Origin of the sequence: Streptomyces sp. NBC_00075 (assembly GCF_045041225.1) — a bacterium.
In the GTDB taxonomy this organism is placed as follows: Bacteria; Actinomycetota; Actinomycetes; order Streptomycetales; family Streptomycetaceae; genus Streptomyces; species Streptomyces adonidis.
The window spans coordinates 4952524-4970738 of sequence record NZ_CP108243.1; the positions used below are offsets into that span (position 1 = coordinate 4952524).

The 18215-nt window shown below is 70.5% G+C and carries 15 protein-coding genes and 1 pseudogene; 7 read left to right on the top strand and 9 right to left on the bottom strand.

Features of this window, described 5'->3' with window-relative positions; all coding sequences use genetic code 11:
- The first annotated feature begins 65 nt into the window (after positions 1 to 65).
- Positions 66 to 2057, top strand: coding sequence for a YncE family protein (locus OG787_RS21460; RefSeq protein ID WP_405536071.1), 1992 nt, complete (start codon positions 66 to 68; stop codon positions 2055 to 2057).
- Between the two features lie 74 nt (positions 2058 to 2131).
- On the opposite strand, the gene OG787_RS21465 is transcribed toward OG787_RS21460, so the two are convergent.
- Complete coding sequence (locus OG787_RS21465; protein ID WP_369036537.1) at positions 2132 to 3415, bottom strand: adenylosuccinate synthase; 1284 nt, start codon at positions 3413 to 3415, stop codon at positions 2132 to 2134.
- Between the two features lie 196 nt (positions 3416 to 3611).
- On the opposite strand from OG787_RS21465, the gene OG787_RS21470 reads away from it, so the two are divergent.
- On the top strand, positions 3612 to 4463 hold the full coding sequence (locus OG787_RS21470; RefSeq protein ID WP_369036536.1) for a diacylglycerol kinase: 852 nt from the start codon (positions 3612 to 3614) through the stop codon (positions 4461 to 4463).
- Positions 4464 to 4668: 205 nt separating this feature from the next.
- Here OG787_RS21470 and eutC read toward each other — a convergent pair.
- Both eutC and OG787_RS21480 read right to left on the bottom strand, forming a co-directional pair.
- A pseudogene (eutC, locus tag OG787_RS21475) lies at positions 4669 to 5406 on the bottom strand (ethanolamine ammonia-lyase subunit EutC); the annotation flags it as partial.
- Positions 5403 to 6815 (bottom strand): ethanolamine ammonia-lyase subunit EutB, encoded by a 1413-nt coding sequence (locus tag OG787_RS21480; protein ID WP_369037691.1) that lies wholly within the window; start codon positions 6813 to 6815, stop codon positions 5403 to 5405. The pseudogene eutC and the gene OG787_RS21480, both read right to left, overlap by 4 nt.
- A 144-nt stretch (positions 6816 to 6959) precedes the next feature.
- On the opposite strand from OG787_RS21480, the gene OG787_RS21485 reads away from it, so the two are divergent.
- A complete protein-coding gene (locus OG787_RS21485; protein ID WP_369037690.1) occupies positions 6960 to 8477 on the top strand; it encodes an APC family permease in 1518 nt (505 codons plus the stop codon).
- 100 nt (positions 8478 to 8577) lie between these two features.
- Here the strand turns inward: OG787_RS21485 and OG787_RS21490 are convergent, their stop codons facing one another.
- Entirely contained in the window at positions 8578 to 9075 is a 498-nt protein-coding gene (locus tag OG787_RS21490; protein WP_369037693.1) for a GbsR/MarR family transcriptional regulator, read from the bottom strand.
- Positions 9076 to 9188: 113 nt separating this feature from the next.
- On the opposite strand from OG787_RS21490, the gene OG787_RS21495 reads away from it, so the two are divergent.
- The 3 genes from OG787_RS21495 to OG787_RS21505 all read left to right on the top strand — a co-directional run bounded on the left by OG787_RS21495 (position 9189) and on the right by OG787_RS21505 (position 12032).
- Positions 9189 to 10097 carry an ATP-binding cassette domain-containing protein gene (locus tag OG787_RS21495; protein WP_405536072.1) on the top strand — a complete coding sequence of 303 codons (909 nt, stop codon included), beginning with the start codon at positions 9189 to 9191 and terminating at the stop codon, positions 10095 to 10097.
- Positions 10094 to 11707: an ABC transporter permease gene (locus tag OG787_RS21500; RefSeq protein ID WP_405536073.1), complete on the top strand. Its 1614-nt coding sequence runs from the start codon at positions 10094 to 10096 to the stop codon at positions 11705 to 11707. Before OG787_RS21495 ends, OG787_RS21500 begins: the two co-directional genes overlap by 4 nt.
- Positions 11708 to 11777: 70 nt before the next feature.
- Positions 11778 to 12032 (top strand): hypothetical protein, encoded by a 255-nt coding sequence (locus tag OG787_RS21505; protein ID WP_405536074.1) that lies wholly within the window; start codon positions 11778 to 11780, stop codon positions 12030 to 12032.
- Here OG787_RS21505 and OG787_RS21510 read toward each other — a convergent pair.
- Positions 11998 to 13215 (bottom strand): cytochrome P450, encoded by a 1218-nt coding sequence (locus tag OG787_RS21510; protein ID WP_405536075.1) that lies wholly within the window; start codon positions 13213 to 13215, stop codon positions 11998 to 12000. The genes OG787_RS21505 and OG787_RS21510 overlap by 35 nt on opposite strands.
- 142 nt (positions 13216 to 13357) lie before the next feature.
- On the opposite strand from OG787_RS21510, the gene OG787_RS21515 reads away from it, so the two are divergent.
- Positions 13358 to 14491 (top strand): lipid II:glycine glycyltransferase FemX, encoded by a 1134-nt coding sequence (locus tag OG787_RS21515; RefSeq protein ID WP_369037685.1) that lies wholly within the window; start codon positions 13358 to 13360, stop codon positions 14489 to 14491.
- 157 nt (positions 14492 to 14648) lie between these two features.
- Here OG787_RS21515 and OG787_RS21520 read toward each other — a convergent pair whose 3' ends face one another.
- The 4 genes from OG787_RS21520 to OG787_RS21535 form a co-directional block, all read right to left on the bottom strand.
- On the bottom strand, positions 14649 to 15083 hold the full coding sequence (locus tag OG787_RS21520; protein WP_369037692.1) for a VOC family protein: 435 nt from the start codon (positions 15081 to 15083) through the stop codon (positions 14649 to 14651).
- Between the two features lie 40 nt (positions 15084 to 15123).
- A complete protein-coding gene (locus tag OG787_RS21525; RefSeq protein WP_369037684.1) occupies positions 15124 to 15801 on the bottom strand; it encodes a response regulator in 678 nt (225 codons plus the stop codon).
- Complete coding sequence (locus tag OG787_RS21530) at positions 15798 to 17186, bottom strand: sensor histidine kinase (protein ID WP_369037683.1); 1389 nt, start codon at positions 17184 to 17186, stop codon at positions 15798 to 15800. The genes OG787_RS21525 and OG787_RS21530 overlap by 4 nt, the downstream gene beginning before the upstream one ends.
- Before the next feature lie 100 nt (positions 17187 to 17286).
- Positions 17287 to 18165 carry an alpha/beta hydrolase gene (locus OG787_RS21535; RefSeq protein WP_369037682.1) on the bottom strand — a complete coding sequence of 293 codons (879 nt, stop codon included), beginning with the start codon at positions 18163 to 18165 and terminating at the stop codon, positions 17287 to 17289.
- Positions 18166 to 18215 lie beyond the last annotated feature (50 nt).

Genomic DNA, 18215 nt, shown 5'->3' on the forward strand with positions numbered 1-18215 from the left:
CTCTACACAGAGACCAAGTGGCCCCATTTCAGGGGCACTTTCGTACCGGGGGGTTCGAAAACATCGTGCACAGACGCACTCTCTCGACCGCGCTCGCGGTCGCACTCACATTCGGTTCCGTCGCGCTCACGACCGGCGTCGCGGGTACGGCCATGGCGGACGACCAGCGGGACCTGGGCATCGTCTCCTTCGGTGACATCGTTGTGGACGGCGTCCACCAGCGGGTCTTCGTCAGCGACCCGGCGAGCGACCGGATCGTCGTCACGGACTACAAGGGCAACTTCGTCCGGGAAGTGTCCGGCCTGGGCGGCGTCAAGGGCCTGGAGCTGTCGGCCGACTCCGGCACGCTGTACGCGGCGGTGCCCGACGGCGTCGGCGACACCGGCGACGCGATCTTCGCCATCGACACGGCCACGGCGACGGAGTCGGCCCGGTACGCGACGGGTGACGTCGACCCGCGGTCCGTGGCCCTCGCGGGCGGCAAGCTGTGGTTCGGGTACGGCAGCATCACCGACGGCGGCACCGGCAACATCGGCTCGGTCGACCTGACCGACCCGGAGCACAAGGTCACCCTGGACGCCGACACGAGCCAGCCGTGGACCTCCGCGCCCGTGCTGGACGCGGCGCCGGGTTCGAGCACGCTGGTGGCGGGCCTGCCGGGCGCGACCAGCACCGAACTGGGCGTGTACGACGTCTCGTCGGGCACCGCGACCGCCACCGTGCGCACGACCGTGGGCGGCCGGCTGCGCGACCTCGCGGTCACGGCGGACGGCACACGGGTCGTCGTGGCCGCCCAGGACCAGTTCAGCCAGGTGGTGTACAAGACCTCCGACCTGACGACGGCCGGCAAGTACACCAACAGCCAGGGGTACGCGAACGCCGTGGCCGTCGCCCCCGACGGCTCGGTCGCGGCGGGCAACGACACGAGGTACGGCCAGGGCCTGAACGTCTACAAGCCGGGCGGCACGACCTCGGTCCGGGACTACACCCTCAGCAGGTCGGACGGCACCGGCGGGCTCGCCGACGCGGGCCTCGGCTGGGCCCCGGACAGGTCCCGCCTGTTCGCGCTCACGGCCCTGAACGGCACGTACGAACTGCGCATCCTGAACACCCCGACGAAGGCCGTCACCAGCGTCTCCGTCACCGCCCCGACCAAGTCCACCCGGGCGAAGAAGCTGACGGTCAAGGGCAAGGTCACCAGCAAGGTGGCGGTCCCGGCCGGCGCCAAGCTGACGATCACCCGCAAGGACCTGGAGAACCCGAACGGCCGGAAGATCGGCACGGCGACGGTCGCGTCGAACGGCACGTTCTCCTTCACCAACAGCCCGCCGGTCGGCGGCAAGGTGACGTACACGCTGTCGTACGCGGGCGACGCCGACCACCTGGCGTCCTCGGGCTCGGACGCGGTCGAGGTCTCGCGCGCGGCGACCACGATCCGCCTCTCCAACAACAAGAAGACGTACGACTACGCGAAGAGCGTCAAGTTCACGGCGCACCTCGGCAAGACGTACAAGAACCGCAAGGTCGAGATCTGGGCCGACCCGTACGGCTCCGCGCCGAACAAGCTGGTCAAGGCCGGCACGGTCAACAAGAACGGCGACTTCTCGGCCACGTACAAGCTCACCCGCGACACCCGCCTGACGGCACGGTTCACGGGCGACGCGCGCTACGCGCCCAAGTCGGTGGCCAGCACGGTCTACACCAAGGTCAAGGTGTCGACGACGATCAGCCGCCAGTACAAGAACAAGAAGGTGTACGGCCAGACGTACGCCTACTTCCACCAGGCCACGAACCCGCTGTTCACGACGTCCATGACGGCGTACCCGAACCGCGAGCAGCGGCTCCAGATCGAGTTCTTCTACGACGGCGTCTGGTACGACGGCGGCTCGCAGTACTTCGCCCTGGACTCGGCCGGGATCTCCCGCGTCGAACTGGGCGGCGTCCACGACATCGGCTACCGCTTCCGCATCCGCTCGTCGTACATCGACGGGACCTCGGGCGACAACGTGAACGCGACGACGCACGGGGCGTGGAAGTACTTCATCTTCACGACGTGACGTGAGACCCGGTTGAGTTGACAGGGAAGAGGGGCACCCCGTCGGACGGGATGCCCCTCTTCCGCCCTTCCGCTCTAGATGAAGGAGTTGACCTCGATCGTCTCCGTGCGGCCCGGGCCGACGCCGATCGCCGAGATCGGGGCGCCCGACATCTCCTCCAGGGCCTTCACGTACGCCTGGGCGTTCTTCGGAAGGTCGGAGAAGGACTTCGCCTTCGTGATGTCCTCCGACCAGCCGGGGAGGTTCTCGTAGATCGGCTTCGCGTGGTGGAAGTCGGTCTGGGAGTAAGGGAGTTCCTCGACCCGCTTGCCGTCGATCTCGTACGCCACGCAGACCGGGATCTCCTCCCAGCCGGTGAGGACGTCGAGCTTGGTGAGGAAGAAGTCGGTCAGGCCGTTGACCCGGGTCGCGTATCGCGCGATGACGGCGTCGAACCAGCCACAACGACGGTCACGCCCCGTCGTCACACCCCGCTCGCCGCCGATGCGGCGCAGCGCGTCGCCGTCCGCGTCGAACAGCTCGGTCGGGAAGGGGCCGGCGCCGACGCGGGTCGTGTACGCCTTGAGGATGCCGATGACCCGGCTGATCTTCGTCGGACCGACGCCCGAGCCCGTGCACGCGCCGCCGGCGGTGGGGTTGGAGGACGTGACGAAGGGGTAGGTCCCGTGGTCGATGTCCAGGAGCGTGCCCTGGCCGCCCTCGAAGAGGACCACCTTGTTGTCGTCGAGGGCCTTGTTGAGGACCAGGACGGTGTCGGCCACGTAAGGCTTGAGCCGGTCCGCGTACGTCAGCAGCTCCGCGACGATCTGCTCCGCCTCGATCGCACGCCGGTTGAAGACCTTGGTGAGGAGCTGGTTCTTGCCGTCCAGCGCCGCCTCGACCTTCTGCGTGAGGATCGACTCGTCGTAGAGGTCCTGGACGCGGATACCGACCCGGTTGATCTTGTCGGCGTAGGTCGGGCCGATACCGCGCCCGGTCGTCCCGATCTTCCGCTTCCCGAGGAAGCGTTCCGTCACCTTGTCCACGGTGACGTTGTACGGGGTGATGATGTGAGCGTTACCGCTGATCAGGAGCTTGGACGTGTCGACGCCTCGCTCGTTCAGCCCGTTCAGCTCGGAGAACAGGACCGACGGGTCGACGACGACGCCGTTGCCGATGACGGGTGTGCATTCAGGTGTGAGGATTCCGGAAGGGAGGAGGTGCAGGGCGTACTTCTGATCGCCCACGACTACCGTGTGGCCGGCGTTGTTGCCGCCCTGGTAGCGCACCACATAGTCCACAGACCCACCAAGCAGGTCCGTGGCCTTCCCCTTGCCTTCGTCACCCCACTGAGCACCGAGCAGCACAAGTGCGGGCACGCGCGTACACCCCTTCCGGGCGGGGCATGTCCAAGGCCAGGGGCGTACGTGACAGAGCTTCTCGGCTCATGCCTCGTACACCGGCGACCTTCGTCGGCCGCAACCCGTCGGACCCGGATGCCCCGGAATAGACGAAGCCCCTGGCGCAATAGCGCAAGGGGCTCTTGCACAAAGATGCTACCCGAGGAAGCGAGGCATGACCGAGGTGGCGACTTCCGACCAGCTCCTCGTGGTCATCGACCCGGTCGCCCGGCGGACGGACGGCGAGTCTGTACGAATCGCGAAAGACGTGCTCAGCGCGGGTGCGACCACAAAAGTGTGCCTCCCGGACGGCCCCGAGGAATTCGCCCGGGTCCTGGCCAGGAGGGGCTCACGACGACCGGTGGTGATCGGCGACGACAGGGCTCTGCTCCGTACGGTGGCCCTCCTCCACCGGCAACGGGAACTGGCCGGATGTGCACTGTCCGTCGTCCCGGTGGGCGCGGCCGGCGTCCTCTCCCTGGCCCGCTCCCTCGGCGTCCCCACGGGCGCGGTGGCGGCGGCACGGGCGGTCCTGGAGGGCGCGGAGCGCCGCCTGGACCTGCTCGTCGACGACAGTGACGGGGTGGTGGTGGGGGCGGTGCGGATTCCGGCGATACGGGAGGTGGGTGTGGAGGCGGACGCCTCACCCCACCCCTGGCTGCGGACATGCCAGTCCCTGGTACGGACCCTGGCGGCACGGCCGGCCCGGGGCGCACGGGTGACTCCGGTACCCGGCCCCGGCCCGTCGCGCCTCCGCGTCGAGGTGGACGGGGTGACCCTCGTCGACCTGGACCAGCCGGTGGAGGCGGTGACCCTGACCCCCGGGGAGGCCGGGGGCGCGCGGGTGGAGGTCCGGCCGGTGTCGGTGGGCGCGGAGGCGTCTCCGCTGGGGGCGGTGGGGCGGCGGGTGACGGTGTCCGGGGCGGATTTCCGGTACCGGGCGGATGCGGGGGTTGTGTCCGGGCCGGTGCGGAGGCGGACGTGGGTGGTGCGGGAGGGGGCTTGGGGGTTGACGCTGCCGGGGTGAGGGTTGGGTTTTTTCGCCCCCGCCGCCCCTACCCGTTCCCATCCTCGGGGGCTCCGCCCCCGAACCCCCGCTCCTCAAACTCCCCCAGAGGGGGGACCCCCAAGGGGCTAGGTTTTTCAGCCCGTCCGGCGTTTGAGGATAAAGGGGGGTCTGGGGGCGCAGCCCCCGAGGATGGGACGGGTAGGGGCGGCGGGGGCGATATCAGCTCGTCCTTCAGGCCCACCCCCGTCAGCCCCAGCTCCCGCGCCCGCCCTATCAACCCCGCCAGCTTCGCCGCCGCCGTCTCGTACGTCAGCCCCAACGGCGGCCTGATGTTGGACAGGCAGTTGCGGTCCGCGTCCGTGGTCGTGCCGGGGCGCGGGGCGTACGTCAGATACGCGCCCAGCGAGTCCGCCGCCGACATGCCGGGGCGTTCGCCGATCAGGACGACCACCATCCCGGCACCCATGGCGTGGGCCACGTCGTCGCCGAGAGCCACCCTGGCCTGTTCGGCCAGGATGACCGGGGCCACCCGCAGAGCCGGGTCCAGCAGTGCCGTCGTCGCCCGCACCATCGGCGCCGCATGTTCGTGCACCGCCCGGCTGGACAGACCGTCGGCCACGACGAACACCAGGTCCCAGTCCCCGCCGGGGAGATGGGCGCGGTCGATGTCGTCGAGGCGGCGCCCCAGGTCGGGGCGCTGGAGGTAGGTGAGCCGGTCGCCGGCGGCACTGCGTACCCGTACCGTCGGCTCGCCCGTCAGACCGGCCGCGACCGTCTCCGGATCGAAGGGCGAGTGCACCGCGTCCCGCGCGGCGGCATGCGCGGCCTGGAGTTCCAGGCGGTGGCGCGTGGGGAGCGCCGAGCCCGCGCGGCCCAGGCCGATCCTGGCCTGCGTGTGCCGACGCAGGGCCGCCCACATGGGCAAGTCGTCGGCCACCTCGGCCAATTGACGCTCCGTCATGCCGCCAGCTCCTTTCCGATCGCCGTCAGCGGATGTGCCGTACCCGAGACATCCCTGATCGCTCCCCGCTCGTCCAGCAGCCCGATGCCGTCCAGCCATGCCTCGAACTCCGGTGCCGGGCGCAGCCCGAGGACCTCACGGAGGTACAACGCGTCGTGGTACGAGGCGGATTGGTAGTTGAGCATGATGTCGTCGCCGCCCGGGGTGCAGATCACGAAGGACGCGCCCGCCACCCCCAGCATCGTCAGCATCGTGGCGATGTCGTCGTCGTCCGCGTCGGCGTGGTTCGTGTAGCAGATGTCCAGGCCCATGGGCAGGCCGAGCAGCTTGCCGCAGAAGTGGTCCTCCAGGGCGGCGCGGAGGATCTGGCGGCCGTCGTAGAGGTACTCGGGGCCGATGAAGCCCACCACCGTGTTCACCAGCAGGGGGTCGTAGCGGCGGGCCACCGCGTACGCCCGCGCCTCCACCGTCTGCTGGTCCACCCCGTGGTGCGCGTCGGCGGACAGCGCGCTGCCCTGCCCGGTCTCGAAGTAGAGGGCGTTCTTGCCCACCGTCCCCCGGTTCAGTTCCCCCGCCGCCGCGTGCGCCTCGTCCAGCAGGCCCAGGGTCACCCCGAAGGACGCGTTCGCGGCCTGCGTACCCGCTATGGACTGGAACACCAGGTCCACCGGCGCCCCGCGCTCCATCAGATCCACACTCGTCGTGACATGGCACAGCACGCACGACTGCGTCGGGATCGCGTATCGCTGGATGACTCCGTCCAGGAGTTCCAGCAGGTCCCGAACCGCCTTCGGGCTGTCCGTCGCCGGGTTGATGCCGATCACCGCGTCGCCCGAGCCGAGCAGCAACCCGTCCAGCAAGGCTGCCGCGACACCCGCCGGGTCGTCCGTCGGGTGGTTCGGCTGAAGGCGCGTCGCCAACCGCCCGGGCAGACCGATCGTCGAGCGGAAGGCCGTCACCACCCGTACCTTCCGCGCCACCGCGACCAGGTCCGCGTTCCCCATCAGCTTGGACACCGCGGCCACCATCTCGGGCGTCAGCCCCGGCGACACCGCGGCCAGTGACTCCGCGTCCGCCGCCTCCGACAGCAGCCACTCCCGGAAACCGCCCACCGTCAGCCCGGACACCGGCGCGAAGGCGGCCAGGTCGTGCGTGTCCACGATCAGGCGGGTCACGTCGTCGTCCTCGTACGGAATCACCGGCTCGGCGAGAAATCGAGCCAACGGCACCTCCGCCAGCGCCCAGCGCGCCGCGACCCGTTCCTGCGCGGAGTCCGCGGCGAGGCCGGCCAGCCGGTCGCCGGAGCGCTCGGGGCTCGCGGCGGCGAGCAGACGCGCAAGGGAGTCGAAGCGGTAACTGTGGCCGCCGAGGGAGGCGGTGTACGTGCCGGTACCGGTGTACGTGCTCATGGCGACGACCGTACGAGCCACGTGTTGCGGTCAGATTTCTAAAGGTCTGGTTGACAAACATTTAACGCGCCGACACCCTTTACCGACTCATTCGGACGACAGAGTTCCACCGCATCGACAGCGCAACCAGGAAGGGGCCACCCGATGGCAGTGGACGAGGGCGTAGCCCCGGCGACAAGTAGCGGCAGCAGTGACGACGGCACGGTTCACCGGCTGAAGCCGAACGCGATCGGGTTGCTCGGCGTGGTCTTCATGGCCGTCGCGACCGCCGCGCCGATCACCGCGATGACGGGCAACGTGCCCTTCATGGTGTCGTCCGGCAACGGCATCGGCGCCCCGGCGAGCTATCTCGTCGCAATGGTCGTCCTGGCAATCTTTGCCGTCGGATTCACCTCGATGGCGAAGCACATCACCTCGACCGGCGCCTTCTACGGCTTCATCTCGTACGGCCTCGGCCGCACGGTCGGACTGGCCTCCGGGCTGCTGGCCACCTTCGCGTACGTCGTCTTCGAGCCCGCCCTGATCGGCATCTTCTCGACCTTCGCGACCGAGACCATCAAGGACCAGACGGGCGCCGACATCCCCTGGTGGCTGTTCGCGATCCTGATGCTCGCGATCAACGCCACGGGCACCTGGTTCGGCGTCTCGGTGGCCGAAAAGCTACTGGTCGTCCTGCTCGCCACCGAGGTGACGATCCTCGCCGCGATGGCCATCTCGGTCGCCTTCCACGGCGGCGGCCCGAACGGCTTCACGTTCGGCCCGGTCAACCCGGTCAACGCCTTCCAGGGCACCAGCGCAGGGCTCGGCCTCTTCTTCGCCTTCTGGTCGTGGGTCGGCTTCGAGTCGACGGCGATGTACGGCGAGGAGTCGCGCGACCCGAAGAAGATCATCCCCAAGGCGACGATGATCAGCGTCCTGGGCGTCGGCGTCTTCTACGTCTTCGTCTCCTGGATGGCCATCACGGGCAACGGCGAGGCGGAGGCCGTGAAGGCGGCCTCGTCCGCCAACCCCCTTGCCCTGTTCTTCAACCCCACCGAGCAGTACGTCGGCCACTGGGCGGTCGTCGTCATGCAGTGGCTGATGATCACCGGCTCACTGGCCTGCGGCATGGCCTTCCACAACTGCGCCGCCCGCTACATGTACGCCCTGGGCCGTGAGGGCGTACTCCCCTCCCTCAAGAACACCATCGGCCGCACCCACGCCGACCACGGCTCCCCGCACATCGCGGGCCTGGTCCAGACGATCATCAGCGGCGTGCTGCTGGCCGCGTTCTGGCTCGCGGGCAAGGACCCGTACACGGGTACGTACGTCCTGCTGGCCATCCTCGGCACCATGGCGATCCTGGTCGTCCAGGCCGTCTGCTCCTTCGCGGTGCTGGCGTACTTCCGCAAGAACCACCCGGAGAGCCGCCACTGGTTCCGGACGTTCACGGCCCCGCTCGTCGGCGGTATCGCGATGCTCGCGGTGGTGGTGCTGCTGGTGTCCAACATGGGCGTCGCGGCGGGTACGGAGTCGGACTCCCTGGTCCTGAAGGCCACACCGTGGCTGGTCGCCCTGATCGCGGCGGGCGGCATCGGCTACGCCACCTACCTCAAGCGCCGCTCGCCGGAACGGTACGCGCTGCTGGGGCGGACGGTCCTCGAGGAGACGAAGGAGCGGTAGCGCTCCGCTGGGAGCGCCGTCTGGGGACTGTCTCTGGGGAACTGCGGGCCGCGTGTGGCTGGTCGCGCAGTTCCCCGCGCCCCTTTGGGGCGCGTTTTCCTTATCCCTGGCCGAAAGTCCGGGCCCGTTCCTCCCGCCACCGGTCCATCAGCTTGGTCAGCTCGCCCTCCAGATACTCGAAGAAGGCGAGCGTCTCGGCGATCCGCTGCCCGCCGGGAGTGTCGACGCCGAGGCTGTCGACGCCCACGCGCAGGGTCTGCCCCCAGCGTTTGAGCACGGCGTCGCGGTTGGTCAGCGCCTCGTACCACTGGTCGCTGTGCACCCGGTACCGCTCGCGCCGCGAGCCCGGTTCGCGCTCCCGCGACACCATGTGCACCTGGGACAGATAACGCACCGCGCCGGAGACCGCGGCCGGGCTGACCTGGAGCTGTTCGCCGAGTTCGGCCGAGGACATGGCGCCGGCGTCGGACGCGAGCAGCGCGGCGAAGACCCGGGCGGCCATGCGCTGCATCCCGGCGTCGACGAGCTGGGCGGCGAAGCCCTCGACGAACCTCGACACCGCCTCGGGGTCCCGCCCCGCCGCACCCGGTTCCGTCATCCGCAGCTCATCTCCCGCCATCTCCCCTGGTCGTACGCCTCCCCCAACTGTATCCGCCATTCATACGCTTCCTTAACTTCACAAATTTCTGAAGTAAGCGTACGTTCGGAATCATGACGAAGGCCAGCCCCGCCCTAGAGGTGTCCGGACTCCACAAGTCGTTCGGCAGGACGCACGCCCTGGACGGTCTCGACCTCACCGTCGAGACCGGCGAAGTGCACGGCTTCCTCGGCCCCAACGGCGCCGGGAAGTCCACGACCATCCGTGTCCTCCTCGGTCTGCTGCGCGCCGACTCGGGCACCGCGCGCATCCTGGGCCGGGACCCCTGGGCGGACGCGGTGGAGGTGCACCGCCGGATCGCGTACGTCCCCGGCGACGTCACCCTGTGGCGCAACCTCTCCGGCGGCGAGGTCATCGACCTGTACGGCCGACTGCGCGGCGGCGGACTCGACAAGGGGCGCCGGGCGGACCTGATCGAACGGTTCGAGCTGGACCCGACGAAGAAGGGCCGCGCGTACTCGAAGGGCAATCGCCAGAAGGTCGCGCTGGTGGCGGCGTTCGCCTCGGACGTGGACCTGCTCATCCTCGACGAACCGACGTCGGGCCTGGACCCGTTGATGGAGGAGGTCTTCCAGCGCTGCGTGGAGGAGGAACGGGACAGGGGCCGTACGATCCTGCTCTCCTCCCACATCCTCAGCGAGGTCGAGGAGTTGTGCGACCGCGTCAGCATCATCCGCAAGGGCCGGACAGTGGAGACGGGCTCGCTGTCCGACCTGCGCCACCTCACCCGGACGAGCATCACGGCGGAACTCGCGGGCGCGCCCAACGGGTTGGCGCGTCTACCCGGCGTGCACGACGTCGACGTACAGGGAAAGCGTGTCCAACTCCAGGTCGACACCGACAAGTTGGACGCCGTACTGCGCTCGCTCACCGAGTCGGGCGTACGGTCCCTGCGGTCGACGCCGCCGACGCTGGAGGAGCTGTTCCTGCGCCACTACCAGGACGAGGCGGCGACCCGATGACCGCCATCACGTCGGCCCCGGCAGCACGGAGGACCGCCGGTTCGCGCCAACTGGCGGGCACCGGAGCCCTGTTGCGCTTCAACCTGCGCCGCGACCGGGTGATGATCCCGGTGTGGGTGGCGGTGACGGCCCTCCTGGTCCTCTCCCTCCCCGGCTCCCTGGAGAGCGTGTACTCCACCCCCGCCGAACGCGCCGACATCGCCCGCCAGATGCTCACCAACAGCTCGCTCCGGGCCACGTACGGCCCGGTGTTCAGCGACTCGATCGGCGGTCTGACCGCCTGGCGCATCGGCGGCTACGCGGCGATCCTCGCCGGCATCATGAGCCTGCTCGTCGTCGTACGGCACACCCGTGACGAGGAGGAGAGCGGACGCCAGGAGCTGATCTCGTCGGCGATGGTGGGCCGCAGGGCCCCATTGACGGCTGCCCTGCTCACGGCCCTGGTCGCCAATACCGCACTCGCGCTGCTGATCGCCGGCGGCCTGGCGGGTCAAGGCGCCTCGGGCGCACTGGCGTTGGGCCTCGGCATCGGAGGCGTGGGAGCGGCGTTCGCCACGCTCACGGCGATCGTCGCGCAGTTCACGGAGAGCGCGCGACTGGCGAAGGGCCTGACGGGCGGCCTGCTGGGCGTGGCGTTCGTGCTGCGCGCGGCGGGCGACTCCGCGTCGAACGACGGCTCGTCGCCGCTGACCTGGATCTCACCGATCGGCTGGCTGGAGAACGTACGGCCGTTCGCGGACGAACGCTGGTGGGTGCTGGGGCTGTTCGTGGTCGCGACGGTCGTCCAGGGCTACCTGGCCTACGAGTTGGCGGGCCGCCGGGATGTCGGAATGAGCTTCGTCGCGACCCGCCCCGGCCCGGCGACCGGCCGTCTGGGCACGGCGGGCGCGCTGGCCTGGCGGCTGCAACGGGGCTCGGTGTTCGGCTGGAGCGCCGGGTTCCTCGCGGCGGGGGTCGCCTTCGGCGGGCTGACGAAGGGCGCGGCGGACCTGGTCGGCGACAACGACAAGACGCGGGAGATCATCGAGCGGATGGGCGGCCAGTCGGGCATCGAGGACGCGTTCCTGGCCACGATGGCCGGCATGTTCGGCATGGTGGCGGCGCTGTACGTCGTGTCGTCGGTGCTCCGGCTGCACACGGAGGAGACCTCGCAGCGGGCGGAGCCGATCCTCACGAACGCGGTGGGCCGCCTCCGCTGGGCCGCCGGCCACCTGCTGATCGCCTTCGGCGGCGCGGTACTGATCCTGCTGCTGAGCGGCCTGGGCCTGGCCCTCGGATACGGCGCCGAGCCGGGCCCGATCCTCGGCGCGAGCCTGGTGCAGGTCCCGGCGGTGTGGGTGCTGGGCGGACTGGCGGTCCTGCTGCACGGGGTGTCACCCCAACTGTCGGTCGGGGCCTGGGGTGTTGCGGGGTTCGCGCTGCTGGTGGGCTGGATCGGCCCGGCGCTGGACGTACCGCAGGGGGTGCTGGACCTGTCACCGTTCGGGCACTTGCCCAAGTTGCCGGGCGGGGAGATGAGTTGGCCACCGGTGCTGATCCTCACGGCGATCGCGGCGGGGCTGGTGGCGGCGGGGCTGGCCGGGCTGCGGCGCCGGGATCTGAGCACATGAGAGGCCACCTCCGGCCGCACCCGAGGTGAGAAGCGGAACCCCCGGCGGCCCGCCCGCGTCCCTCGCAGACATGGGACAACGCGCACAAGCCGCCGGAGGCTGCCTGACCGTCGCCCTCGGGGTGGGCGCGGGACTGGTGGTGTGGTTCGCCAGGGCCCAGGGCCGGGTCCGGCGCTTCGAGCAGGGCCCCGACTGGAGCGTCTTCTACGCCGAGCTACCGCTGCTGACCCTCGCCGGAACCGCCACCGGCCTGGCCGCCTGGGCACTCCTACGGGGCTTCACCACCCGGCTCAAAGCTCGACGCTCAGCCCCTCCAACCCCCTGATCACAAAGTTCGGCTTCCGTACCGGCTCCTCCCCCAACCTCAGCGTCGGCGCCCCCCGCAGCAGCGCCCCCATCGACGCCGCCAGCTCGATCCGCGCCAGCGGGGCCCCGATGCAGTAGTGAATCCCCGCGCTGAAGGAGATGTGCGGGTTCTCCGTCCGGGTCAGGTCCAGCACGCCCGGGTCCGCGAAGACCTCCGGGTCGTGGTTGGCCGCGCCGAAGAGCAGGGCCACCTCACTGCCCCTCGGGATCACCGTCCCGTCGATCTCGATCTCGTCCAGTACCCAGCGTTCGAAGAGCTGGAGCGGGGTGTCGTACCGCATCAGCTCCTCTACGGCGGAGGGGATCAGGGAGTGGTCCGCGCGCAGCGCCGCCAGCTGGGCGGGGTTGCGGAACAGGGCCCACCAGCCGTTCACCGTCGCGTTGACCGTGGCCTCGTGGCCCGCGTTGAGCAGGAGCACGCACGTCGAGATCATTTCCTGTTCCGTCAGGCGGTCGCCCTCGTCGTACGCGGCGATCAGGCCCGAGATCAGGTCGTCGCCGGGCTCCTTGCGGCGGGTCGCGATCAACTCCCGCAGGTACTCCGTGAATTCGACCGACGCCCGTACCGCCCTCGCCGCCGTGTCCTGCGACGGGTTCAGCTCGTACATGCCGCAGATGTCCGCCGACCAGGGGCGCAGCGGGGCGCGGTCGGCCTCCGGGATGCCCAGCATCTCCGCGATCACCGCCACCGGGAGCGGCTCCGCCACGTCGGTGAGCAGGTCGCCGCCGCCCGCCTTCACCAGGTCGGCCACCAGCTCGCCCGCCAGCCGCTCCACGTACGGCTTCAGGCCCTCCACCGTCCTCGGCGTGAACGCCTTCGACACCAGGCGGCGGATGCGGGTGTGGTCCGGCGGTTCGAGGTCCAGCATGCCGTGGTCGTTGAGGGTGTGGAACGGCTCGTGCTCCGGCGGGGGTGCCGTACGGCCGAAGTCCTCGTGGGTGAAGCGGTGCTGGTAGGTGCGGCCCAGGCGGCGGTCGCGCAGCAGCGTCGAGACGTCCGCGTGGTGCGGGACCAGCCACTGGTTCGTGGGTTCGTAGTACACGACCCTGCCGCGGGCGCGCAGCTCCGCGTACGCGGGGTACGGGTCCGCGACGAACGCCGGGTCCCACGGGTCGAAAGCGAGGTCGGAAGCAACTGCCATGCACGGACGCTAGCCCGAGCCACCCCCACCTGACCAGGAAAGGTGTTCGGATTCCCGTCGGTGAACCTTCTCCCGTGAACCCTTGACCCACCGGGTGATCCCCGGCTTACGGTGGCCGCCCCCGAACAGGAGTACCCCACCCATGCCCAGCCTGTACGTGCGGGAGATCACGCGCGAGGAACATCTGGCCCATCTCCGGCTGCGCCCCGACGCCAGCCATCTCCAGATCCCCGAGTGGGGCGGCGTGAAGCCCGACTGGCTGCCGGAGAGCATCGGCTGGTTCGAGTCCGACGGCAGTGAGCCGGTCGCCGCCGCGCTCGTCCTCTACCGGCCGCTGCCCGGGACCCGGCGCTACCTCGCCTACCTCCCCGACGGGCCCGCCATCGACTGGCGGACCCCCCGGCTGGAGCGCTGGCTGGATCCGCTCGTCGCCCACCTGGAGCGCATCGGGGCGTTCTCGGTACGGATCGGGCCGCCCCTGGTCGTACGGCACTGGGATGCGGCCACCGTCACGGCGGGCCTCGCCGACCCCGACGTACGGCATCTGCGCGACCTGCCCGCCGCCGGTATCGACGGCTACGCGCTCGACGCCGCCGAGCGGCTGCGGCGCCTCGGGTGGCGGCCCTGCGACGAGGACGACGGCAGCGGTTTCGGCCTCGGGCAGCCGCGCTACGGCTGTCACATACCGCTCGCCGGACGCTCGGTCGACGATCTTCGCGACGCCCTCGCACCGCACTGGGAACAGTCCCTGCGTACGGCCGAGACCGCCGGCGTCCAGGTCTCGTGGGTCTCGGACGACGACCTGCCCGAGTTCCACCGCCTGTACACCGCGACCGCCGCCCACGACGGCTTCAAGGCCCGCCCGCTGGACTACTTCCGGCGCATGTGGCGAGCCCTGAACTCCGAGGACGAGGACCGCCTGCGCCTGTACGTCGCCGAGTACGAGGGCGAGGTCCTCTCCGGCGCGCTCATGATCAACGTCGGCTCACGGGTCTGGCACTCGTACGCCGCCTCCGGCTCCCGGGGGCGTCAACTGCGGCCCAGCAGCGCGCTGTTGTGGCGGATGCTGTGCGACGCGCAGGCGGCGGGCGCCGAGACGTACGACCTGCGCTCCATCACCCCCGCCCTCACCGAGGACCGCCTCCTCGGCCGACTCCACTTCAAGACGGGCGCCGGCGGCCGGGCCGTGGAGTACCTCGGCGAGTGGGAACTCCCGGTGGGCAGCCAGGGCAAGATGCTGCGCCGGGCGCTGGGGCTCTACCTGGCCCGCAGATGACCCACACAGCCCCCATCTACGAGTCCCCTGCCGTTCGGCAGCGCCCCAAAGGGGCGCGGGGCCGCACTGGACATGCGGCTTCCGCCGCGCGGGCGCGACCAGCCACGATGGCGCCGCAGACGACCGACGACACATCGCGGCACTTCAAGCGGAGCGCTTAGTTGCCGAACTCGGGGATCGTCACCGAGCCGTCCGCCGCCAGTGGGAACCCCGGGTTGTGCGCGACCTCCCACGCGTGGCCGTCCGGATCGACGAAGGCGCCGGAGTAGAAGCCGACGGCGTTGACAGCCGCCGGCTTGGTGACGGTCCCGCCGGCCCGTTCCGCCGCCGCGAGCAGGGCGTCGGCCTCCGCGTCGGAGCGGACGTTGTGGGCGAGGGCGATCCCGCCGAAGCCGGGGGCCGCCGGGCCGGGCTCCAGTCCGCAGTCAACCGCGAGCTTGTCGCGGCCCCACAGGACGAAGCCCAGCCCGCCCGCCTGGAAGAAGACCGTCTCCTCGACCTCCTGCCCTCGCCAGCCCAGAGCCTCGTAGAAGGCCTTGGCGCGGGCCAGATCGGCGACGCCCAGCGTGATCAAGGTGATGCGCTGCTCCATAACCGTTCCCATCGCCTCACCGTAGCCGTACTCACCGCACTCACCCCGGCGTCACCAGCCGCGCCTCGTACGCGAACACCGCCGCCTGTGTACGGTCCCGCAGTCCGAGTTTCACCAGGATGCGGCTGACGTGCGTCTTGATCGTCGACTCGGCGACCACCAGCTGCCCGGCGATCTCGACGTTCGACAGCCCCTGCGCGATCAGCACCAGCACCTCGGTCTCCCGGTCGGTCAGATCGCCGTACGCCGCCTGCGCGCCCGGCATGAGCTTCGGCGCCTCGGAGAGCTTCGAGAACTCGGTGATCAGGCGCCGGGTGACGGAGGGCGCCAGCAGGGCCTCGCCGGCCGCCACCACCCGTACCCCGTCCGCCAGTTGACGTGCCGACGCGTCCTTCAGCAGAAAGCCGGACGCGCCCGCCCGCAGCGCCTGGTACACGTACTCGTCGAGGTCGAACGTCGTCAGCACCAGGACCTTCGCGGTGCCGTCCGCCGCGACGATCTCCCGGGTCGCCTCGATACCGTTCATCTCAGGCATCCGGATGTCCATCAGGACGACGTCCGGGGCGAGTTCACGCACCCGCTCCACCGCCTCGCGGCCGTTCACCGCCTCGCCGACGACCTCGATGTCCGGCATGGCGTTCAGCAGCACGGAGAAGCCCTCGCGGACCATCATCTGGTCGTCCGCGATCAGCACACGGATCGTACGAGCGCCGCTCATGCCCCGTCTCCGGCGTCCTCGTTCGTGCTCGCGGCCGGCAGGAACACGGTGACCTCGTAGCCGCCGTCGGCCGTCGGGCCCGTCGTCATCTCGCCGCCGAGCATGGAGACCCGCTCCCGCATCCCCGTGAGGCCGTGCCCCGCGCCCTCCGTCGGCGTCTGCTTCACGAACGACACCTCCGTCACAGGGCCGTTGACCACCCGCAGCCCCAACCCGCCCAGCACATAACCGATTTCGACCCGCGCGCCCGCCCCCGGCGCGTGCCGCAGCGTGTTGCTCAGCGCCTCCTGCACGATCCGGTACGCCGACAGCTCGACGCCCTGCGGGAGTTCACGCACCGCCCCCGTCACCACCTTCTCGACGCTGAGCCCCGCTTCCCGCACATTGGCGAGCAGCCCGTCGAGGTCGGCCAGGGTCGGCTGCGGGGCGTCGGGGGCTTCGTAGTCCTCCGCCCGGACCACACCCAGGACGCGGCGCAGTTCCGTGAGAGCCGCCACCGCGTTCTCGCGGATCGTCGCGAAGGCCTTCGTCAGCTCCTCGGGCGGGTTCTCCACCCGGTAGGGCGCCGCCTCCGCCTGGATGGCGACGACCGACATGTGGTGCGCAACGACATCGTGCAGCTCGCGCGCGATGGTCGTGCGTTCCTCCAGCAGCGTGCGCTTGGACCGCTCGTGCGCGGTCACCGTCAGCTGCGCGGTCACCTCCTGCTCGGCGGCCCGGCGCACCAGCAGCACGGTCACCACGAGCAGCGCCAGCGCGGAGAGGAAGAGGAAGGGCACGGCGTTGCTGTTGAAGTAACGGTTGCCGAAGAGGCTCTCGGCACCCATGGCGTACACCGCCGTCAGCGCCCACATCCAGGCGGCCGTACGCGGCCGGGTCCGGGCGGCGACGACCGTCAGCACCACCAGGTGGGCGACGAAACTCGCGGGCTGCCAGGGGTAGTTACCGCTCCCGTAGTCTCCGTTCCAGTTCTGGCCGATCACGGCGACGACCGGGATCGAGACCAGGGAGAACCAGAAGGCCCCGACCGGCCGGACCAGCGTCAGCAGGATCGGCCCCACCGAGAAGACGGTCATCGCCAGTGCTTGGATCAGGTCGCCCCTGCTGCTCGCGAAGGAGACCAGCAGCGCCAGCATCCCGGCCGCGCCCACCAGGGCGTGCGGCGCCCAGACCGCGTACGGGCGCAGCCGCCTGGGCAGCACCCGGGCTATCCGGCCGGGCCGGTCCCTCGGGGGCAGCGGGCGGTAGGCGAACGCGTCGTGGAACAGGTCCGCGCGCAGTCCCGCCAGCGCGTCCATGGCCACCCGGAACTCGGGGCTGCTGAACAGAGCCTCGTCCCCCCGCTTCGGCCTGGGGTTCGTCTGCGTGTGTGTCGTCTCAGTCACATACAGCACGGTAGGCGGCGGGCGGGTGGCAGTCGTCAGCAGTGAGAGGGGTTCTCGGGGGTCCGTCTCAGGTACTACGGGACGGCCGAAGGGGGCCGTCTCACCACGCGAGCTGCGCGATCTCCTCCGCCACCACCGCACACGCGTCCGCCACCGGGTCGATCAGCGGGAAGTGCCCGACGTCCTCGAGGAGCGTCAGCCCGACCACCTCACCGGCCTTCGCCGCCGCGTCCGCGTACGACTCGGCGACGATCTGCGGTACGTCGATGTCGGCCCGCCCCTGTACGAGGGTGGTCGCGATGCCGGTGGGGAGCAGGAGCGCCGGGTCGGCGTAGGGCTGACGCTCGGCGAAGTGCCCTTCTCCGCCGAGGAGTTGACGTACGGCGTCGGAGCAGACGTCCAGTTTCTCGGCGACGGCGAAGTCCGCGACCGGGGCGAGGGCGACCACGCCGCGGAAGGGTGCGGGGCGGGCGGTGAACCAGGGCGCGTCGGCGGGGAGGAGGTGCCGGGCGGCGACCCAGAGGGCCAGGTGCCCGCCCGCCGAGTGCCCGGTGACGACCATGCGGCGCGGATCGGCCTGCGGAAGGTGGGCCCGTACGAGGGCGGGCAGGGCGTCGAGCGCCGCCGCGACGTCGTCGAAGGTGTCGGGCCAGCGCCCGGCGACGGTGGGCCCGTCGCCGCCCCGCCGGTACTCCACGTTGGCCACGGCGAACCCGCGCCGGGCCAGGAACCCGGCGAACGGCGTGATGTGCCGGCGGTCGTACGGCGCCCGCCAGGCACCCCCGTGCAGGACGACGACCAGCGGCACGGTCCCGTCGCCGGGAAGCGTCTCGGGGCCGTGCGGACCCTGCGGGGCGTAGAAGTCGATCACCTGGTCGGGGTGGTCGCCGTACGCGGCGGTGGCGTCGGGGTCGACGGGCGGGTGCGAGAAGGCCGACTCCTCTTCCGCGGCGGCGGCCTCTGCGGCATCGTCCGACATGCTTCAACCTCTCAGCGACGAAACGTACTTGGCGGACCTGGAGAGAATTC